Origin of the sequence: Roseomonas sp. CAU 1739, assembly GCF_039839775.1 — a bacterium.
Lineage (GTDB): Bacteria > Pseudomonadota > Alphaproteobacteria > Acetobacterales > Acetobacteraceae > Neoroseomonas.
This window is the reverse complement of record NZ_JBDOQQ010000011.1, coordinates 149,576-167,845: the sequence shown is the minus strand read 5'-3', so window position 1 is coordinate 167,845 and position 18,270 is coordinate 149,576. Positions and strand designations below refer to the sequence as shown.

Here is an 18,270-nt window from a genome sequence, read left to right as displayed (position 1 = left end):
TAGCGCAATGAACGACCACGGCGAGCAGGCACGTCGGCTGTTGCGCGGGCGCCGGGCCGAGGCCACCGGCCGCGACGCGGAGGATGTCGCGGCGGCGGCGCTGGCCCGCGACGGCTGGGCCGTGCTGGCCCGACGCGCCCGCACGCCGGCGGGCGAGATCGACCTGGTGGCGGAACGCGATGGGTTGCTGGCCTTCGTCGAGGTGAAGGCGCGGCCTTCTTTGTCCGAGGCGGCCTTCGCGCTGGGTCCGAAGCAGCGGGCGCGGCTGGTGGCCGCGGCAGAATGCTGGATTGCGGCCAATCCCGGCCATGGCGCGGCGGGCATGCGCTTCGACGTGGTGATCGTGGCGGCGGATGGTACGGCGCGGCGGATCGCCGATGCGTTCAGGCTCGGGGATTAGAGCAGGTCGCGCCTGGCCGTACCCGGTCAGGCGCGTGAAGATGTTCGCTCAGACAATTGGCTGCGGCGGTTCGCGGCGGCACGGTTCGACGCCAAGCGTTCTAGGCGACCGCCGCGCGCCCCGGCATGCGGTGCCGGAAGGCCAGCGCTTCCGCCACATGCGCGCGGCGGATCGAGGCACTTCCGGCCAGGTCCGCGACGCTGCGCGCGACGCGCAGAGTGCGCACATGGGCGCGCGAAGACAGTCGAAGCCGCGTCGCCGCGGTCTCGACCAGCGCCTCGGCCTCGGCATCCAGCAATGGCATGAGGTGGCCGATCTCGGCCTCGGCATTGTTGCGCGGGCCATCCTCGCCCCAGCGGGCGCGCTGCGCGTCGCGGGCAGACTGCACGCGGGCGGCGACAACGGCGCTGGTCTCCCCCGCTGGGGCGCGCGTCAGTTCCGCCGCGGGGATCGGCATGACCTCGATCGTCAGATCCATGCGGTCGAGCAGCGGGCCCGACAGCCGCCCCTGGTAGTCCTCCCCGCAGCGCGGCGCGCGGCCGCATTCGCGCCCAGCCTGGCCGAGATAGCCGCAGCGGCACGGATTCATCGCGGCGATGCACTGGAAGCGCGCGGGATAGGTGACGTGCGCATGGGCGCGGCTGATCGTGGTGCGGCCGGTTTCCATGGGCTGGCGCAGCGCCTCCAGCGCCGGGCGCGGAAATTCCGGCCATTCGTCGAGGAACAGCACGCCGCGATGCGCCAGGCTGATTTCACCCGGCTTGGCGCGATGGCCGCCGCCGATCAGCGCAGGCATGGAGGCTGAATGATGCGGCTCGCGGAAGGGCGGTCGCGTCACCAGCCGCCCGCCTTCCAGCATCCCGGCGATCGAATGCACGAGGGAGACTTCGAGCGCCTCGCCCGGCGACAGATCCGGCAGCAGTCCCGGTAAGCGCGCCGCCAGCATGGATTTGCCCGCGCCAGGTGGGCCGACCATCAGCAGGTTGTGCGACCCTGCCGCGGCGATCTCGATGGCCCGTTTCGCGCTCTCCTGGCCACGTACCTCCGACAGGCAGGGGCCAGCCCGTGGCGCGGCCTCAAGGTTCGGTGGCGCGGGCGGCGAGAGCAACTGCGTGCCGCGGAAATGGTTGAGCAGTGCGAGGATGTCGGGCGCCGCCAGCACTTCGATCTGCCCGGCCCAGGCGGCCTCGCCGCCCTGCGCGGCAGGGCAGATCAGCCCGAGGTCGCGGGCGCTGGCCCCCAGTGCGGCAGGCAGCACGCCCGCCACCGGCATGATCGACCCGTCGAGCGACAATTCGCCCAACGCAGCATAGCCCGCAGCATCCTCCTTCGGGATGATCTCCATCGCCGCGAGCAGCGCGAGGGCGATCGGCAGGTCGAAATGCGATCCTTCCTTGAGGATGTCGGCCGGCGCCAGGTTCACCAGCACGCGCTTCGGCGGTAGCGACAGGCCGAGGCCGGTGAGGGCGGCTCGCACCCGTTCACGGCTCTCAGCGACGGCCTTGTCCGGCAGGCCGACTAATAAGAAGGCCGGAAGGCCAGGGGCGATCTGCACCTGCACCTCGACCGGCACGGGGTCGATGCCGGCGAAGGCGAAGGTAGCGATGCGGGCGATGGTCACGATTGCTTCATGCGAGCGTTCCGCGCCTCGAATTTCAACTAGTACGTTCTATTCGTACTCTTGCTCTCTCGGCAATGGCGATGGCCAATGTGGCTCCTGCCGAATGGGACGTCGCATGCGGCTTGCTTCGATGATTTTGATCGCCCTCGCACTCGCCTTGCCGGCCAATGCTCAGCCGCCCGCGCCCGCGGCCGACGCTGCACAGGCGGAACGTGACGCGATGATTGCCCGGGTGCTGGCGAGTGGTGATGGTCGCGGCTCCGCGACCGCCTATGTCGTCGAGCGCGCGGTCGACGCCCATCTGCTGATCCTCCAGCAGGGGAGACGCTTCCAGCGGCAGCGGTCGGTCGAGGATGGCCTATCCGTGCTCGATATCTGGACCGTGCGGGACACCGACGGGACGGAGCGCGACGTCTACTTCCGGGTCCCTGCCCCCGATACCTTCCCGGCCGAGGCTGGCGAGACGGAGCGGAATATCCGTCGCATCCTGACCTCGGGTGATGGGTGACGCCGGAGACGGCCTTCGTGGTCGGCGGCGCGATCCCGGCGGAATACGCGATCCTGCGGCTGATGGGCCTGCAACGGGGCGTCCAGGCGCTGATCAACCGCGACGGCTGCAATTACGACATCCAGAACGCCCGTGACCCCTCCAGCGGTGAATCGCGGCAGGTCTGGTTCCGCCTTGGTGGCGCCGGCCCGCTTGCTTATTCGGGCCGATGCTAAGCGTGCTGAACTAACCCGAAGCGGCGGCCGCAACGCGCATCATACGACGGAAATTGCCCGACCACAGCAGGTCGATCTCCCGCGCGCCGTAGCCGCGCGCGTGCAACTCGGCCGTGAGGTTCATCGTCTGGGACGCATCCGCCCAGCCCGGAATGCCGCCGCCGCCGTCGAAGTCGGATGACAGGCCGACATGGTCGATGCCGATGCGCTGCACCGCGTAGTCCACATGATCGACCATGTCCTTCACTGTCGCGGGCGACTTCCCGCCCGGCGGTGCCGTCTTGATGAAGGCATCAAGTGCGGTGATCTGCACCAGCCCGCCCGTCGCACGCAGCATGTCGAGCTGTTCGTCATCGAGGTTGCGCGGATGATCGCACAGTGCACGACAGCAGGAATGCGTGGCCACGATCGGCACCCGCGACAGTTCCGCCGCCTGCATCATGGTGGTCTTCGCGCTGTGCGAGACATCGACCAGCAGGCCGATGCGGTTCATCTCGCGCACCACATCGCGGCCGAAGGCTGAAAGCCCGCCATGCTCCGCGACGCCGTCGCCGAGGTCCGGCTTGGGCCGCGCCGCATCGGCGAGGTCGTTGTGCCCGTCATGCGTGAGCGTCAGGTAGATCGCACCGAGATCGCGCCACACCTTCAACCGCGACAGGTCGCGGGCGAGGGCGTTGCCGTTCTCGACCGCGCTCAGCACCGCCAGCGCGCCCGCCGCATGCGCGGCTTCGAGTTGCGCCGAGGTCGCGCAGAAATGCCGCGTGGTGCCATTTGCGCGGGTGCGGATGTGACGCAGCATCGCCTCGGCGCGTGCCGAGGCGGCGGCGAGCCCCTCCGCATCGCGCTTGCCCTGTTGGGTATAGGCGATGAACACCGCGGCCTTCAGCCCGCCGCGCAGCATCTTCGGGAAATCGACGCGGCGGTCGGTCTCGCCCGTGGCATCAGGCGGCTCGGGCCAGCGTATGTCGATATGGGTGTCGAGCGTCAGCGTCGCGGCGTGGATGGCGGCGGCGGTGGTGGTCATGCGGTGCTGCTCCAGCCGGTCAGGAAGCGTTCGAGCAGCGTGCCGATGATATCGACATTGTAGCCGCCCTCCTGGGTGATCGCGGTCGGGATCTTCAACCCGCCGATCATGGCGCCCGCACGGGCGAAGCCGTCCTCGGTAACCGCCAGGGCGCCGAGCGGTTCATCCTTCGACGCATCGAAGCCGAGCGGCACCACCAGCGCATCGGGCTTGAAGTCGCGGATCGCGGCGAGCGCGTAGCGCAGCGCATCGAGCCAGCCCGCATCATCGGTGCCGAAGGCAAGCGGCATGTTCATGTTGCACCCGTCGCCCGCGCCCGCGCCGCGTTCCGCCGTGCGGCCGACGAACCACGGATAATAGTTGTCCGGGTCGCCATGAATCGAGATCGTCAACACGTCGCCGCGGTCCCAGAAGATGCCCTGGGTGCCGTTGCCGTGATGGCTGTCGATATCGAGCACCGCGACGCGGCCCGCCCCGCCATCGCGCAGTGCCTGGGCGGCAAGGGCAGCATTGTTCACATAGCAATGCCCGCCGGCGCGCGCCGCATAGGCATGGTGGCCGGGTGGGCGACACAGCGCATAGGCGGTGCGGCCCTGCGCGGCCTCGGCCGCCGCGGCCAGCGCGCAGGCGGCCGCACCCTGGATCGCGGCCCAGGACCCGGGGCCGATCGGGCAGGCGGTATCGGCGGTGTACCAGCCGGTGCGGCCGACGATGTTCGCACCCGGCCGGCCGCCCTGGGCGAGCATCTCGGGCGCGGCATGGATGTTGGCGACGACCTCCGGGCCCGGCGAGGGCAGCTTCGCCCAATCGATCGCTGCCGTGGCGAGGAAGTCGAGGTAATCAGCCGTATGGACCGCCTCCATCGCGCGCGACGCCAATGGCGGCGGTGCATCCGGTGCGAGACCGAGACGGTGCAGCGCGGCTTCGAGTGCCTCGGCGCGGGCCGGGATCTCGAAGTTGCGGCGCACCTGGCCGCGTTGGAGGAAGAAGGTGGGCGTATGCCCTGCCTGATCGGGATGCGCGAAGGTCTTCATGCTGCCCCGAGGCTAGGCACCCACGTCAGGCTTGTCCACGCACCGGCCGGCAGGGACCTTGTCCGCGCCGCCACCGGGGGGATAGCCTCCCGCTACAATCCTGGGAGACTTCAACGATGGCCGTCTCGCGTCGCGGTTTCATGGCCGCAGCCGCTTCCGCCCCCGTCCTGATGACCGTCGAGCAGGCGCGGGCCCAGGGCATCGCGCCGCGGCGCGGCGGCACGTTGCAGATGATGCTGACGCCTGAACCCCCGGTGCTGCAGATCGGCGTGAACCAGCAGGGGCCGACGCTTGCCGCCGCGCCCAAGATCTTCCAGGGGCTGCTGACCTTCTCCCCGACGCTGGAACCGCTGCCGCTGTTGGCGAAGTCCTGGACCATCAGCCCCGATGGCAAGGAATACATCTTCAACCTGCAGGACAATGTGAAGTGGCATGACGGCCAGCCCTTCACGGCCGATGACGTCGTCTTCTCGATCATGAAGTTCCATACGGAACTCTCGCCGCGCGCGCGGGCGATCTTCACCCTGATCGAGACCTGCGAGGCGCGTGACCCGCTGACCGTGCGCATCGTGCTGAAGCAGGCCTTCCAGCCCTTCCTGCTGATGTTCGACGCGACTGCCGCGGCGATCGTGGCCAAGCACCTGTTCGACGGGCAGGATTATCGCACCGCGCCGGCGGTGCAGCGCCTGACCGGCACCGGTCCGTTCAAGCTGACTGAATGGCAGCGCGGCAACTTCATCCGCATGGACCGCAACGAGGATTACTGGAAGCCCGGCCAGCCCTATCTCGACACCATCATCTACCGCATCATCCCCGACAGCCAGAGCCGTCGCCTCGCCCTGGAATCCGGCCAGGTGCTGCTGAGCCAAGCCTCGGACATCGAGCCCTTCGACATTCCGCAACTTCGCCAGCGGCCGAACCTCGAGGTCAACACCAAGGGGTGGGAGTATTTCTCCCCGCTGTCCTGGATCGAGCTGAACCATCGCGTGAAGCCGCTGGATGATGCGCGGGTGCGGCGCGCGATGTCGATGGCGATCGACCGCAACTTCATCGTCAACCGGCTGTGGTTCGGCGTCGGCAAGCCGGCGACCGGCCCCGTGGCCTCGACCACGCGGTTCTTCGATGCCAATGCGAAGATCGCCGCCTTCAACGTGCAGGCGGCGAATGCGCTGCTGGACCAGGCGGGCTTTCCGCGCAACGCGCAGGGCATCCGCTTCACCCTGAAGCATATCCCGCTGCCCTATGGCGAGATCTGGACGCGGCTGTCCGAATACCTGCGCCAGGCGATGCGCCAGATCGGCGTGGCGCTCGACCTGGAAAGCACCGATGCCGGGTCCTGGGCGCGGCGTGTCGGCAACTGGGAATACGAGACGACGATCAACTTCGTGTACCAGTTCGGCGACCCGACGCTGGGTGTCGAGCGCACCTACGTCTCCTCGAACATCCAGAGGGTGACCTTCACCAATACGGGCGGGTATTCGAACCCGCAGGTCGATGCGCTGTTCCTGCAGGCGCGCAGCGCGGCGGCGGCCGCGGAACGGCAGCGCGCCTTCTCCGACGTGCAGAAGATCCTGGTCGAGGACGTGCCCCAGATCTGGCTGACCGAGCTGTCCTTCCCGACCGTCCACGACAAGAAGGTGCAGAACGTCATCACGACTGGCCTTGGTGTCAGCAAGTCATTCGACGACGTCTTCATCGCCGGCTGACGGATGGAGCTGTCACGGCTGCCGGGCTTCCTGCTGCGGCGCGGGATCAAGGCGCTGATCGTCATTCTGGCGATCGTCGTCTGCAACTTCTTCCTGATCCACGCCGCGCCCGGCGACCCGGCGAGCGTCATCGCCGGGCAGTCGGGGGCGGCGGATGAACGGTTCCTCGCGCAATTGCGGCAGCAGTTCGGGCTCGACCAGCCGCTGTATGTGCAGCTCTGGATCTATCTGAAGGGCGTGCTGACGCTCGATCTCGGCTTCAGCCACAGGCAGCAGTTGCCGGTCTGGACTCTGATCGCCGAACGGCTGCCGGCCACGCTGCTCCTGACTGCGGCGGCCTTCGTCTTCGCGGTATCGGCAGGGGTGACGCTGGGCACGCTGGCGGCGCGGCGCGTGGGCACCTGGTGGGATTCCGTCATCACCGTGATCGCCCTGACCTTCTATGCCACGCCGCTATTCTGGGTCGGGCTGATGCTGGTGCTGTTCTTCTCGGTCTGGTTGGAATGGCTGCCGAGCTTCGGCATGGCGAGCGTCGGCGTCGAGTTGCACGGCATCGCGGCGGTGCTGGACGTGGCGAAGCATCTGCTGCTGCCGGCGCTGACGCTGGGGCTGTTCTACCTGGCCGTCTATGCGCGGCTGACGCGGGCGACGATGCTGGAAGTGGCCGACCAGGATTTCGTCAAGACGGCGCGCGCCAAGGGCGTGCCGGAGGGGCAGGTGGTCCGCCGCCATGTGCTGCGCAACGCGCTGCTGCCGGTCATCACCTTCGCCGGTATCCAGGCCGGGCAGTTGATCGGCGGGTCGATCCTGGTCGAGACGGTGTTCGCCTGGCCGGGCATCGGGCGGCTCGCCTTCGATGCCTTGCTGGCGCGGGATTATGCCGTGCTGCTCGGCGTGTTCTTCTGCACCTCTGTCATGGTCGTGCTGTTCAACCTGGTGACCGACCTGCTCTACGCGGTCGTCGACCCCCGGGTGGAGGTCGAGGGATGAGCCCGTTTGGTCGCGGAGCACCGCAGCGGAGCGTGAATCGCGGGGGGCGGCATGTCTGACTTCTGGCGCCGATACCGTCGCAACCGTGGTGCCGTGGTCGGGCTGGTGATCCTGTTGCTGGTCTTCGCCATGGCGGCCTTCGCCTCAGTGCTGTTCCCCGGCAGCCCGTGGGACATGGCCACCGCGCCCTTCGCACCTCCGGGCGAGGACGGCATGCTGCTCGGCTCCGACAGCCTTGGCCGCGACGTGGCGGCCGGCATCGCGCATGGCGCGCGCATCTCGCTGATGGTGGGTGCGGTGTCCACCGTCGCGGCGCTGTCCATCGGTGTCACGCTCGGGGCCATTGCCGGCTATCTCGGCGGCTGGGTCGATGACGCGGTGATGCGTTTCACCGAATTCTTCCAGACCATCCCGTCCTTCGTCTTCGCCATCCTGCTGGTCGCGATCTTCACGCCGACCATCGGTTCGGTGGTCTTCGCCATCGCCGTGGTGTCCTGGCCGCCGGTCGCGCGCGTCGTGCGGGCGGAATTCCTGTCGCTGCGATCCCGCGAATTCGTCCAGGCGGCGGAGGTGCTGGGCAAGTCGCGCGTCGCCATCGTGGTGACGGACATCCTGCCCAATGCGCTGTCGCCCATCGTGGTGCTGTCCTCGCTGATGGTGGCCTCGGCGATCCTGCTGGAATCCGCGCTGTCCTTCCTTGGCCTCGGCGATCCGAACCTGATGACCTGGGGGTTCCTGATCGGATCGGGGCGTAGCGTGATCCGGATCGCCTGGTGGATGTCGGTATTCCCAGGCCTCGCCATCTTCGTCACCGTGCTGGCGCTGAACCTGGTCGGCGAGGGATTGTCGGACGCGCTGAACCCGCGCCTCGCGCGCCAGCGGGGGACGGCGGCATGACCCTGCTGTCCGTCGAAGGCCTGACCGTCGCCCTGCCGCCTGGCGGCGACCGTCCGCATGCGGTGGAGGACATCACCCTGTCCGTCGATGCGGGGGAGATCGTCTGCGTCGTCGGTGAATCTGGCTCGGGCAAGTCGATCACCGCCAATGCCGTGATGGGGTTGCTGCCCAAGGGCCTGCCGGTGAAGTCCGGCCGCATTGGCTTCGAAGGCCAGGACCTCCTGTCCTTCGGCGCCGAGGCGATGCGTCGCCTGCGCGGCCAGCGCCTCGCGATGATCTTCCAGGAACCGATGACGGCGCTGAACCCCGTCATGCGCGTGGGCGAGCAGATCGCCGAGGCGATGCGCGTTCACGGCTTCGGCGGCGATGCGGGCAAGCGCGTGCCGGAACTGCTGGCGGCGGTGAACCTGCCGGACCCGGCGGCGACGGCGCGGTCCTATCCTTTCCGGCTGTCGGGCGGGCAGCGGCAGCGTGTGATGATCGCCATGGCACTGGCGCTGGAACCGTCGCTGCTGATCGCCGATGAACCGACTACCGCGCTCGACGTCACGACGCAGATGCAGATCCTGCGGCTGATCCGCGAGATCCAGTCGCGCCGCGGCATGGGTGTCATGTTCATCACCCATGATTTCGGGGTGGTGGCGGAAATCGCCGACCGCGTCGCCGTCATGCAGAAGGGTCGCATCGTCGAACAGGGCAGCGCGGCCGAGGTGCTGAACAACCCGCAGCATCCCTATACCCGCGCGCTGATCGCCGCGGTGCCGCATGGCGCGCCTGCCACGACCGTGACTTCTACCGCGCCGCTGGTGCTGGAGGCGCGCGGCGTCGAGAAGACCTATCGGCGTCCCGGCGGCTGGTTCGGCCCGAAGCCCGTGGTGCGCGCCGTGCACGATGCCGATTTCATCCTCCGCAAGGGCGAGACGCTTGGCCTGGTCGGTGAATCCGGTTCCGGCAAATCGACGCTCGCGCGTTGCGTCGTGAAGCTGGTGGTCCCGGAGAAGGGTGAGATCATCTTCGAAGGCGAGGATCTGCGCCCGCTGACACGCGGCGCCTGGAAGCCCTTCCGCAAGAAGATCCAGATGGTGTTCCAGGACCCCTTCGCGTCCTTGAACCCCCGTCGACGTGTCGGCGACATCATCGCGGAAGGTCCGATCACCCACGGCGTCGAACGCGGAGCGGCACTCGACCGCGCGCGGGACCTGCTGCGACTGGTGCAACTCGACCCCGGTGCGATCGACCGGTATCCGCATGAATTCTCGGGGGGGCAGCGGCAGCGCATCGGTATCGCGCGGGCGCTGGCGATGGAACCGGAACTGCTGATCGCGGATGAGCCCGTCTCCGCGCTCGACGTGTCGGTGCAGGCGCAGGTGCTCGACCTGCTGGCGGACATTCGCGCGCGGCTGGGGCTGACCATGCTGTTTATCACGCATGATCTGCGCGTGGCGGCGCAGATCTGCGATCGCATCGCGGTGATGCAGCGCGGCGCCATTGTCGAACAGGGACCGACCGTCGAGGTGTTCGGCAATCCGCAACACGCCTATACGCGGCAATTGCTGGACAGCATTCCGGGCCGCGCCTGGACGCCGCCCGTCATCGCCGCCTGAGGAGCACGCCATGACCGAAACGCTCGACCCCGGCGCGCGCCGCGCGATCCTGCAGGCCGTGGATGCGCTGCGCGACGATGCGGTGCGCACGCTGGAGACGCTGGTGCGCTGCCCCTCGACCTTGGGCAATGAGCAATCCGCGCTGAACGAGATGGCGCGGATCTATGAGGGCCTGGGCCTGGCACCGCGCCGCGTGCCGACGGTGCCGGAACAACTGGAGTCGCATCCGGGCTTCTCGCCGCCGCTGGTGTCGTATGAGGGGCGCGACAACGTCGTCGCCGTGCACACGCCGCGCGAACGGCGTGGCCGCAGCCTGGTCTTGCAGGGTCATGTCGATGTGGTGCCTGAAGGGGCCGCCGACATGTGGGTCACGCCGCCCTATCAGCCCACCATCCGCGATGGCCGCATGTATGGCCGCGGCGCGGGCGACATGAAGGCGGGCATCGTCAGCTATGTCGCCGCTTTCAAGGCGCTGCGCCTCGCCGGGCTGCAGCCGGCGGCCGAAGTGCAGATGCAGTCGGTGATCGAGGAGGAATGCACCGGCAATGGCGCGCTCGCCGCCATGCTGGCGCTGCCGCGCACCGATGCGGTCATCATCCCCGAACCCGGCCCCGGGCTGCCGGCGATGTATTCGGCGGAGGTCGGCGTGGTCTGGGCATGGGTGACGGTCTCCGGCCGCCCGGCGCATGTGCGAGACATGCAGGCCGGCATCAACGCCATCAAGGCCGCCAATGCCATCGCCGCGCGCTTCGACGACTACCAGGCCGAGATGAACAAGGCCGAGCGCATCCATGCCTCCTTCCGCGGCGTGAACCATCCGGTGAATGTCAATTTCGGCACCATCGAAGGGGGCGAGTGGAACAGCAGCGTCCCAACGCGCGCGCGCATCGGCATGCGCGTGGGCGTGATGATGGGCTACACCGCCGCGCTGACGAAGGCGGATATCGAACGCCTGGTGGCCGAGGCCGCGCAGGACCCCGCGCTGAAGGGCGCGACCGTGAAGCTGGAATTCAAGGGCTTCATGGCCGATCCCTGCGTCTTCGACATGAATGCGCCGATCGTGACCATGGCCAAGGGCCACTTCGCCGATGTCTCGGGCGGCTTCCTGCGCGACTACCCGGCGACGGGGCTGACGGACGGGCGCTTCTTCGCGCTGTACCAGGATACCCCGGTCGCGTGCTTCGGCCCCGACGCGCAGGAAATCCACGGCATCGACGAAAGCGTCGGGCTGGATTCCATGCACGACATCACCCGCACCATCGCGTTGACCATGGCCGAGTGGTGCGGGGTGGAGAAGGCGGCATGAGCATCCCGTTCAGCGCCGACCGCTTCTGGGACAGCCTTGAACGGATGGCGCGCATCGGCGCGACGCCCGAAGGCGGGGTGAAGCGCCTGGCGCTGTCGCCCGAGGACGATCACGCCCGCAAGCTGCTGCGCGACTGGGCGATTGCCGCCGGCTGCACCGTGATGGTGGACCGCCTCGGCAGCATGTATTGCACCTATCCCGGTGCCGATCCGCAGGCCGCGCCGGTTGCGGTGGGCAGCCACCTCGACAGCGTGCCGACGGGCGGGAAATACGACGGCCCCTATGGCGTTCTGCTCGGGCTCGAGATCATCCGTGCGCTGCATGAAGCCGGGCGTCGCACGAAGGCGCCCATCGTGATGGTGAACTGGACGAATGAGGAAGGGTCTCGCTTCAGCCCCGCCATGTCGGCGAGCGGCGGCGCGATGGGCGTGATCGAGGAGGCGGCGGTCCTTGCCGCGCACGACAATTTCGATCCGTCCTTCACCTATGCCGATGCGCTCGCTGCCACGAGTTGGGCGGGCACTGCGGACCCTGCGCGGGCGCGTGACTTCGCCGCCTATTTCGAGGCGCATATCGAACAGGGCCCAATCCTGGAGCGCGAGGGCATCCCCATCGGCATCGTCACCCACTGCATCGGCGTCGAGCAATGGGACGTGATCGTCATCGGCACGGATGGCCATGTCGGCTACCCGATGCCCGGGCGAAAGGATGCGCTGGCGGCGTCGTCGGAGCTGATCCTCGCGCTGGAACGCATCGCCATCGAGACCGGCGGGATGGCGACGGCGACGCGGCTGACGTTGCAGCCTGATGCGCGCGGCAACATCCCGTCGATGGTGCGGGTCGCGGCGAACATCCGCCACCCCGATGCCGACGGCAACGCGCGGATGGAAGCGGCCTTCCGCGCCGTTGTCGCGGAGGTCACCGCGCGGCGCGGCGTGCAGGTGGATATCCACCGCGTCGGCGGCTATCCGCGCGTGCCCTTCGCGCCGACGCTGCTCGACGCGCTGCGCCGCGCCGCCGACGGCGCGCAGTTGAAGCACCGCGACATGCCGGGGCCGATCCCGCAGGACGCGCTGCATGTCGGCATCGTCGTGCCCTCGGCGCTGATGTTCATCCCCTGCCATGGCGGCGTCAGCCACCACCCATCCGAGAGCATCTCGCGCGAATGGTGCGCGGCGGGCTTGGCCACCATGGGCCCGGCCGTGATCGAAGCCGCAGGAGGCCTCGCATGAAGAACATCCCCTTCTCCGGCCCGCGGCTGTGGGACAGCCTGATGGAGATGGCGCGCATCGGTGGCACGGCGAAGGGCGGCAACAACCGCCAGACGCTGACCGATCTCGATTCCGAAGGCCGCCATCTGCTGCAGCGCTGGGCGGAAGCGGCCGGCTGCACCATGGCGGTGGATCGCGTCGGCAACATGATGCTGACGCGCCCGGGCCGCGATCCGTCGCGCAAGCCGGTCGCCTTCGGCAGCCACCTCGACACCCAGCCGACGGGTGGCAAGTTCGACGGCGTGCTCGGCGTGCTGGCCGGGCTGGAAGTGCTGCGCGCGGTGCATGAGGCCGGCATCGAGACCGAGGCACCGCTCATGCTCATCAACTGGACCAATGAGGAAGGCGCGCGTTTCGCGCCCCCCATGATGGGCAGCGGCGCGGCCATGGGCATCTTCACGGAAGACGAGGTGCTCGCGAAGCAGGACCCCGAGGGCCACGTCTTCGGTGCCGAACTCGCCCGCATCGGCTGGAAGGGCGATGCCGACCCGGCCGCGCTGCGCGACATCGGCGCCTATCTCGAACTGCATATCGAACAGGGCAAACTGCTGGAGGATGCCGGCAAGGATGTCGGCGTCGTCACCCATGCGCTGGCGCAGAACTGGCTGGAAGTGACGATCGAGGGCGAGGAGGCGCATGGCGGTTCCCCCATGGCCGGCCGCCGCGATGCGATGATGGCCGCCGCCCCGCTGATCGCGGCGATCGAGGAGATCGCGCTCGCCTCCGTCACGCCCCAGGGTGATCCGGGCCGTGCGACGGTCGGGCGGCTGACCGTCTATCCCGACAGCCGCAACATCGCGCCGTCGCGCATCTGGTTCTCGATCGACACGCGGCACCACGACCCGGAACTGCTCGCGCTGATGGCTGCCGAGATCCGCGCGCGCGCCACCGCCATCGCCGCGCAGCGCGGCGTGGCGATCTGCGTGGAGGATTTCTGGTATTCGCCGGCCACACCCTTCGATCCGGCGCTGGTCGGCCGCGTGCGTGACGCTGCCCAGCGTCTCGGCTACAGCCACATGGACATGCCGACCGGCATCGGGCACGACGCCGTCTATGTCGCGCGCCGCGTGCCCACCACGATGATCTTCTGCCCCTGCCATGGCGGCATCAGCCACAACGAGGCCGAGAGCATCACGCCCGCCTGGGCCGAGGCCGGCATGCGCGTGCTGGCCGATGCGGTTCTCGCCACCGCCGGCATTGCCAAGGACTGACGCATCCGCCATCCGGCCCGCGGGTCCGGATATCGGATGCGCAAAGGAGCATTCATGACCCGTATCGCCATCGGCGGCTTCCAGCACGAAAGCCATTCCTTCGCCCCGCGCCCGACGGCGTGGATGGATTTCGTCAAGCCAGGCGGCTTCCCGCCGTTGCAGCACGCCGCGACGCTGCTCGATGCGCTGCGCCCGACAGCCGCCCCCTGTGCCGGCGCCATTGCCGTCGCCGAGGCCGAAGGCGTGGACATTGCCCCGCTCGCCTGGGCCTTTGCCAACCCTGCCGGCCCGGTGACGCGCGAAGCCTTCGAGCGCATCACGGGGCTGCTCGTCGCCGCGCTGTCCGACGCGATGGAGGCCGGGCCGCTCGACGGCGTCTATCTCGAACTGCATGGCGCGATGGTGTCGGACGACTTCCCCGATGCGGAGGGCGAGGTGCTGCGCCGCGTCCGCGCCGTGGTCGGCCCTGACATGCCTATCGCCGTCAGCCTCGACCCGCATGCGAACAAGACCGCGGCGATGGTCGCGCATTCCGATGTGCTGGTGCCCTACCGCACCTATCCGCATATCGACATGAAGCCGGCCGGCGCGCAGGCGGTGCGCCTGCTGCTGCGCATGATCCGCGACGGCGTGCGTCCGGCCAAGGTGTTCCGCGAGCTGGATTTCTGGACCCCGCTGCCCGGCCAATGCACGATGGTCGCGCCGATGGCCGATGTGATGGCGGAACGCGCACGCCTGAACGAGGCCGATGGCGTCTGGGAACTCGGCTTCTGCTTCGGCTTTCCCTATGCGGATTTCCCCGGCTGCGGCATGGCCATCGCATCCTATGCCGACACGCTCGACCAGGCTGCCGCCGCGGCCGAAGCCCTCGCCGCCTTCATCACCTCGAAGGAGACGGACTTCGCCCTCGGCGTCGCACCGGCCGCCGAAGGCGTGGCGCGCGCGATGGCGATGCGTGGCATGACGGGACCTGTCGTGCTCGCCGACACGCAGGACAATCCTGGCGGCGGCGGGCATGGCGATACCACCGGGCTGCTTGCCGAACTGATCCGCCAGGATGCGCAGGGTGCGGTGCTCGCCCCGATGAACGATGCAGATGCCGCCGCCGCCTGCCACGCGGCAGGCGAGGGGGCGGAGATCACCCTCGACCTCGGCGGCAAGAGCGACGGCGCACCACTGCGCGTCACTGCGCTGGTCGAGAAACTCTCCGATGGCTGCTTCACCCTGTCGGGGCCGATGGGGAAGGGGAATCCGGCCAATCTCGGCCTCTCGGCGCTGATCCGCGTCGCACCGGGGGTGCGGGTGGTCGTCGTCAGCCGCAAGATGCAGGCGCATGACCAGGAGATTTTCCGCTTCCTCGGCATCGAGCCTGCGGAACAGAGCATCGTCGCGGTGAAGTCATCGGTGCATTTCCGCGCGCATTTCCAGCCCATCGCGTCGGAGGTCATCGTCGTCACCGCGCCAGGGCCGGTGGTCGCCGATCCGGCGGTGTTGCCCTTCACCAACCTGCGTCCGGGCCTGCGGCTGCGGCCAGGGGATAATCGCCGCACGGCGTGATCATCGATGCGGGAGCCCGAGGCGATGCAGATCCTGCGCGTCACGACGATCCTGCCCGCCGGATTGCCCGCCCTGGCACGCGATGCCGCCGGGGAGGGCTTCGGCATGCTCGATGTGCTGCTGCGCGACTGGGCCGATGGCCGCCAGCGTTTCACCGGTGCCGGGGAGGCGCTGTTCGCTGCACGTGATGCCGAGGGTCGGCTCTGTGGCATCGGCGGCGTCACACGCGACCCCTGGGTCGAGGCCCTGCGGATGCGACGCTTCTATGTCGCCGGCTGGGCGCGGCGGAGCGGAATCGGCGCGGCGCTGGCGCGTGCGGCGATCGGCCATGCGCGACAATCCGGGGCAGCCCATCTCCGGCTGCGGGCGCCGGTCACGGCCTTCCCTTTCTGGGAGGCTCTGGGCTTCGTGCCGATCCCGGGCAATCCGCAGGCAACCCATGCCTTGGCGATCGCCGCCGATCAGCCGCTGAGCGTCTCGATCTCCCGCCAGGCCGGCTGACGTGCCGCCGGGGCGCGGCCGATGCCCCACGTCACCACATGCGACTGCCCATCCCGCAGCCAGGTGATCGAGCAGGTCATGTTGGACGGCGCGCCGCGCGGCATGCGGACAAAGCCCGCACTGTCGAGCAGGGCGGCGATGCGGGCATAGGGTGCAGGCACGTCGAGCCGGGTCTCCTCGGCTGGCGCGCCGGCGCGCGGACGTCGTAGCAGGGCGGCTGTGCCATCTACTTCGATGCAGGTGCCGCCACCGCCTCCGGTCACGCCGCCGCCGCAATCGCTGATGATGGTATCGGTCGAGGCCTGCTCCGTTGCGCCCAGCAGCAGCGCCGGCAGCAGCGACAGTGCCAGCAGCGCAGCCGGACGCGCTGTCACCCGGCGAGCAAGGCGCGCACCGCCGCCTCGCGCGGTATGGGTGCGACCGCGCCATGGCCGGTGGTGGACAGCGCCGCGGCCGCGTTGGCGTATCGCGCGGCACCGACCGGATCATCCCCCGCCAGCAGGCGCGCCAGCAGCGCACCCGCGAAGGTGTCGCCGGCGCCGGTCGCATCCACCGCCTGCACGCGATGCGCCGGGATGCGCGTACGGCTGTCCCGCGTCGCCACGACGCAGCCCGCCGCGCCGCATTTCAACAGCACCAGCGGGCAGAGCCGCAGATAGAAATCCGCCACCGCATCCGGGTCGGTCAAGCCGGTCAACGCCGTCGCGTCATCCAGTGACGGCAGGGCGATATCGGCCATGCCGATCGCGGCATGCATCACCGCTGCGGCCCGCGCTGCCGGCCAAAGGCGCAGCCGAAGATTGGTGTCGTAGGACACCTTCGCTCCAGCCTCTCGTGCCAAATGGATGGCGTGGAAGACGGCGTCGCAGGCACTTTCGGAGATCGCCTGGCTGATGCCGGAGACATGCAGGATGCGCGCGGCGCCGATGGCATCCCCGGGCACCTCCTGCGGCCGGTACAGCGCGGCGGCGCTGCCGGTGCGGTAGAAGGTGAAGTGATGCCCGCCGGCATCATGGGTGACGAAGTAGATGCCGGTCTGCCCGCCAGGGCGGCGGATGACGGTGTCGGTGGCAACGCCTTCCCGGGCCCACAGCGCCATGAAGCTGTCGCCGGCCGCATCGGTTCCGATCGCACTGACATAGCCGACCGATGCGCCCGACCGTGCCGCGGCGATGGCGGCGTTGGAGGTGTCGCCGCCATGGCCTTCCAGATACAGCACGCGGCCATCCGGGCCGGGGCGAAGCTGGTTGAACTCGAGCATCGGCTCGCCCATGCACAGCAACTCGGCCATGTCAGGTCCTCACGATGCCGAGCGCGTCCTCGGCGGCGCGCTGCACCGCGGCACGGTCGCCGGCGGCGATCAGCGCCTCATCCACCAGCTTGCCGCCGATGCCGACGAAGGCCGCGCCGGCGGCCAGGTAGTCTGGCAAATTGCGCGCATCGACGCCACCGGTCGGGCAGAACACCACGTCGGGGAAGACCGAGCGCAGCGCCTTCACATGCGCCGGACCGCCGACCGAGCTCGCCGGGAAGACCTTCACCACATCGGCGCCGGCGGCCAGCGCCGCGCGCACCTCGGTCGGCGTCAGCGCGCCCAGCATCAGGCAGGCACTGGCCTCCTGCGCCACGCCGGCGAGGGTGGGATCGACCCAGGGAGCGACGATGAATTTCGCACCGGCATCAAGGCAGGCCTCGGCCATCCGCGCATCGGCCACCGTGCCCGCACCGACCAAGATGTTCGGATCGGCGGCCAGGGCTCGGATCAGGGCAGGGGCCTCGGGCACCGTCATGGTGATCTCGAAGATGCGCAGCCCGGCTTCTTGCAGCCAAGCGACGGCCGTCGCGGCGCGGGCCGCCGAGGAGGTGCGCACCACCGGGATGATGCGGGCCTCGCGCAGACGAGGGATCAATGGGTGCATGGCGCCGGTTCCTCCGGCCGGCATGCTTGGCCGGGCCGGGGGCGGTGGCAAGGGCCGGTGGTCAGACCACCATGCAGGCGGCCGTCATCTCCAGCCGGCGGGCGGCGGTCAGGGCGCGTTCGATCTCCGAGGCGGTGGTATCGAGCGCGCCGCGATAGCCAGCGACACTCTCGCCGAGGCGCGACATGGTGCGCGACAGGTCACCGATGGCATCGCGCAGCCCGGCGGTGGCGACGGACTGCTCGCCGATCGCTTCATCAAGCCGGCGCAGCGCGAGGCGGAGACGGTCCTCGGGACGCTGGGGGAACCGCGCGACGGAGGCCGGGTTAGCGGATTCGGGCGGGGAATTGGTGTCGGGCATCGGCCTCGCGCTCGCGTCTTAAGGCCTTCTTAACGAAGAGCTGCGCGCTGCGCGAGCAGAAATCGTCTCGGAATACGATGAGAGTCGCGAAATTCCACGAATCGTAGCAACCATGATTGGAATGTTGATTCCCATCAAAATTACA

The 18,270-nt window shown here is 69.0% G+C and carries 19 protein-coding genes; 12 read left to right on the top strand and 7 right to left on the bottom strand.

The genetic code is table 11. The annotated features are described in order from the left end of the window. The first annotated feature begins 7 nt into the window (after positions 1 to 7). On the top strand, positions 8 to 400 hold the full coding sequence (locus AAFN86_RS18425; RefSeq protein ID WP_347544898.1) for a YraN family protein: 393 nt from the start codon (positions 8 to 10) through the stop codon (positions 398 to 400). Positions 401 to 500: 100 nt separating this feature from the next. On the opposite strand, the gene AAFN86_RS18420 is transcribed toward AAFN86_RS18425, so the two are convergent. Continuing rightward, positions 501 to 2,021, bottom strand: coding sequence for a YifB family Mg chelatase-like AAA ATPase (locus AAFN86_RS18420; RefSeq protein WP_347544897.1), 1,521 nt, complete (start codon positions 2,019 to 2,021; stop codon positions 501 to 503). 130 nt (positions 2,022 to 2,151) lie between these two features. Here AAFN86_RS18420 and AAFN86_RS18415 point away from each other — a divergent pair, with 130 nt between their 5' ends. After that, the gene (locus AAFN86_RS18415; protein ID WP_347544896.1) at positions 2,152 to 2,529 is read left to right on the top strand and encodes a hypothetical protein; all 378 of its coding nucleotides are present in this window, start codon (positions 2,152 to 2,154) and stop codon (positions 2,527 to 2,529) included. A 17-nt stretch (positions 2,530 to 2,546) separates the two neighbouring features. Next, the gene (locus AAFN86_RS18410; protein ID WP_347544894.1) at positions 2,547 to 2,744 is read left to right on the top strand and encodes a hypothetical protein; all 198 of its coding nucleotides are present in this window, start codon (positions 2,547 to 2,549) and stop codon (positions 2,742 to 2,744) included. Positions 2,745 to 2,754: 10 nt separating this feature from the next. On the opposite strand, the gene AAFN86_RS18405 is transcribed toward AAFN86_RS18410, so the two are convergent. Next, entirely contained in the window at positions 2,755 to 3,768 is a 1,014-nt protein-coding gene (locus AAFN86_RS18405) for a dipeptidase (protein ID WP_347544893.1), read from the bottom strand. Continuing rightward, complete coding sequence (locus AAFN86_RS18400; RefSeq protein ID WP_347544891.1) at positions 3,765 to 4,802, bottom strand: histone deacetylase family protein; 1,038 nt, start codon at positions 4,800 to 4,802, stop codon at positions 3,765 to 3,767. Before AAFN86_RS18400 ends, AAFN86_RS18405 begins: the two co-directional genes overlap by 4 nt. 116 nt (positions 4,803 to 4,918) lie before the next feature. On the opposite strand from AAFN86_RS18400, the gene AAFN86_RS18395 reads away from it, so the two are divergent. The 9 genes from AAFN86_RS18395 to AAFN86_RS18355 are packed head-to-tail and all read left to right on the top strand — an operon-like array spanning position 4,919 to position 15,845. After that, entirely contained in the window at positions 4,919 to 6,508 is a 1,590-nt protein-coding gene (locus AAFN86_RS18395) for an ABC transporter substrate-binding protein (RefSeq protein ID WP_347544890.1), read from the top strand. 3 nt (positions 6,509 to 6,511) lie between these two features. Then, positions 6,512 to 7,498 (top strand): ABC transporter permease, encoded by a 987-nt coding sequence (locus AAFN86_RS18390; RefSeq protein WP_347544889.1) that lies wholly within the window; start codon positions 6,512 to 6,514, stop codon positions 7,496 to 7,498. 51 nt (positions 7,499 to 7,549) lie between these two features. Beyond that, positions 7,550 to 8,395 (top strand): ABC transporter permease, encoded by an 846-nt coding sequence (locus AAFN86_RS18385; protein ID WP_347544888.1) that lies wholly within the window; start codon positions 7,550 to 7,552, stop codon positions 8,393 to 8,395. After that, positions 8,392 to 9,999: an ABC transporter ATP-binding protein gene (locus tag AAFN86_RS18380; RefSeq protein WP_347544887.1), complete on the top strand. Its 1,608-nt coding sequence runs from the start codon at positions 8,392 to 8,394 to the stop codon at positions 9,997 to 9,999. Before AAFN86_RS18385 ends, AAFN86_RS18380 begins: the two co-directional genes overlap by 4 nt. A 10-nt stretch (positions 10,000 to 10,009) precedes the next feature. Further along, entirely contained in the window at positions 10,010 to 11,305 is a 1,296-nt protein-coding gene (locus tag AAFN86_RS18375; protein ID WP_347544886.1) for an ArgE/DapE family deacylase, read from the top strand. Beyond that, positions 11,302 to 12,537: a Zn-dependent hydrolase gene (locus AAFN86_RS18370; protein WP_347544885.1), complete on the top strand. Its 1,236-nt coding sequence runs from the start codon at positions 11,302 to 11,304 to the stop codon at positions 12,535 to 12,537. Before AAFN86_RS18375 ends, AAFN86_RS18370 begins: the two co-directional genes overlap by 4 nt. Then, positions 12,534 to 13,787: a Zn-dependent hydrolase gene (locus tag AAFN86_RS18365; RefSeq protein WP_347544884.1), complete on the top strand. Its 1,254-nt coding sequence runs from the start codon at positions 12,534 to 12,536 to the stop codon at positions 13,785 to 13,787. Before AAFN86_RS18370 ends, AAFN86_RS18365 begins: the two co-directional genes overlap by 4 nt. A gap of 54 nt (positions 13,788 to 13,841) precedes the next feature. Then, entirely contained in the window at positions 13,842 to 15,344 is a 1,503-nt protein-coding gene (locus AAFN86_RS18360; RefSeq protein WP_347544883.1) for a M81 family metallopeptidase, read from the top strand. 6 nt (positions 15,345 to 15,350) lie between these two features. Continuing rightward, positions 15,351 to 15,845, top strand: a complete 495-nt coding sequence (locus AAFN86_RS18355; RefSeq protein ID WP_347544881.1) for a GNAT family N-acetyltransferase — start codon at positions 15,351 to 15,353, stop codon at positions 15,843 to 15,845. Here the strand turns inward: AAFN86_RS18355 and AAFN86_RS18350 are convergent. From AAFN86_RS18350 to AAFN86_RS18335, 4 genes are all read right to left on the bottom strand, one after another. Beyond that, positions 15,806 to 16,219 (bottom strand): hypothetical protein, encoded by a 414-nt coding sequence (locus AAFN86_RS18350; protein WP_347544880.1) that lies wholly within the window; start codon positions 16,217 to 16,219, stop codon positions 15,806 to 15,808. The two genes, AAFN86_RS18355 and AAFN86_RS18350, sit on opposite strands and share 40 nt — an antisense overlap. Continuing rightward, entirely contained in the window at positions 16,216 to 17,136 is a 921-nt protein-coding gene (locus tag AAFN86_RS18345) for a sugar kinase (RefSeq protein ID WP_347544879.1), read from the bottom strand. Before AAFN86_RS18345 ends, AAFN86_RS18350 begins: the two co-directional genes overlap by 4 nt. A gap of 1 nt (position 17,137) precedes the next feature. Further along, positions 17,138 to 17,764, bottom strand: a complete 627-nt coding sequence (locus tag AAFN86_RS18340) for a bifunctional 4-hydroxy-2-oxoglutarate aldolase/2-dehydro-3-deoxy-phosphogluconate aldolase (protein ID WP_347544878.1) — start codon at positions 17,762 to 17,764, stop codon at positions 17,138 to 17,140. A gap of 61 nt (positions 17,765 to 17,825) precedes the next feature. After that, positions 17,826 to 18,125, bottom strand: coding sequence for a hypothetical protein (locus tag AAFN86_RS18335; protein ID WP_347544877.1), 300 nt, complete (start codon positions 18,123 to 18,125; stop codon positions 17,826 to 17,828). Positions 18,126 to 18,270: the final 145 nt, after the last annotated feature.